The organism is Streptomyces oryzae (assembly GCF_017676365.1).
GTDB classification, from domain to species: Bacteria; Actinomycetota; Actinomycetes; order Streptomycetales; family Streptomycetaceae; genus Streptomyces; species Streptomyces oryzae.
This window is the reverse complement of sequence record NZ_JADKMA010000402.1, coordinates 1-1516: the sequence shown is the minus strand read 5'-3', so window position 1 is coordinate 1516 and position 1516 is coordinate 1. Positions and strand designations below refer to the sequence as shown.

The following is a 1516-nucleotide window of genomic DNA, read 5'->3' as shown; positions in this document are numbered from 1 at the left end:
GGGGCGGGCGGTCGTGCTGACGGTGGCCGCGGGGCACATGCACGAGCAGGGGCACGTCTTCGAGCGGAGCGAGAACGGCGTGTGGCTCACCGCTGCGGTGCCGCCTCGCCATCTCACCTTTCCCGGCGGAGCCCCCAGCTGAGCCCCGGCCGCGCCTCCGGCCTGGGGACGGTTGACGGCGGGATACCGCCAGCCCTCGGACGCCGCCCTTGCTGGACTCCTTGCATGGACGCAGTGCTCACAGAACAACGGGCGGCGCAGCGGTCGCCGCTGACCTCGTGGCTGGGTGTGGTCTCGGTGACCGCGGGGCTGTTCTCCCTCGTGACGACGGAGATCCTGCCCATCGGGCTGCTCACGTCGATCGGCGCCGACTTCACCGTCTCGGACGGGATGGCCGGGCTGATGATGACGATGCCGGGCTTTCTGGCTGCGGTTGCCGCGCCGCTGGTGACCGCGGCGACAGGGCGGGTGGACCGGCGGCGGATGCTGGGCGCGTTCATGCTGCTCCTGGCGCTGGCCAACTTCGTCGCGGCGACGGCCGACGCCTATGGATGGATTCTGGCCTCCCGGGCGGCGGTCGGGGTGACGATCGGCGGATTCTGGTCGCTCGGCGCCGGGCTGGCGCCGCGGCTGGTACCGGCGGCGGCCGTGGGGCGGGCGACCGCGCTGATCTTCGCCGCGGTGCCGCTCGGTTCGGTACTCGGGGTGCCGCTGGGCACGTTCGTGGGGGACGTGGCCGGGTGGCGGACCGCGTTCGCCGCGATGGGCGTGCTGTCGCTGGCGGTCTGCGCGGCGCTGTGGACGGTGCTGCCCCCGCTACCGCCTGAACAGGTGACGCGGCTGCGTACGCTCGGCCGGCAGCTGGGGTGCGGCGGTACGCGGTTCGCGCTGCTGGTCACGTTCCTGGTCGTGCTGGCGCACTTCGGCACGTACACGTACGTCACGCCGTTCCTGGAGCAGGTCACAGGCGCCGGCCCCGCGGTGATCACGGTGGCCCTGCTGACGTACGGGGCGGCCGGAATGCTCGGCAACTTCGTGGGCGGTACGGCTGCCGCCCGCCGCCCTCACGGGACGTTCGCGGCAGCGGCGGCGCTGATCGCGGGTGCCACGCTTCTGCTGCCGGTGCTGGGCCGGACCGGGGCCGGCGCTTTCGTGCTGCTGGTGGCGTGGGGAGTGGGGTACGGCGCTGTACCGGTGTGCTCCCAGACCCTGTTCGCCAAGGCCGCGCCCGAGACCGGTGCGGTGGAGGCGTCCTCCACGCTGTTCACCGCGTCGTTCCAGGCCACCATCTCGACGGGCGCGCTGGCGGGCGGCGCGCTGCTGGACCGTTCGTCGCCGTCGGTGGTGCTGGCGGTGGGCGGCGCGGTGGCCCTGGCGGTGGTGCCGGTCGTCGGGCGGCGGCGCGGGACGGCGGCGACGTAGCGAGCGGAACACCCCGCCGGGCATGGGACCCCGACCCCTCTCGGCCACCGTCACCGGTCTGACCGGTGACGGCCCGCCAAGAGCCACCGGACCC

General features: G+C 74.0%; 1 protein-coding gene. It reads left to right on the top strand.

What is annotated here, in order from left to right; all coding sequences use genetic code 11:
- The first annotated feature begins 225 nt into the window (after positions 1 to 225).
- Entirely contained in the window at positions 226 to 1422 is a 1197-nt protein-coding gene (locus ITI46_RS34420) for an MFS transporter (protein ID WP_209243978.1), read from the top strand.
- Positions 1423 to 1516: the final 94 nt, after the last annotated feature.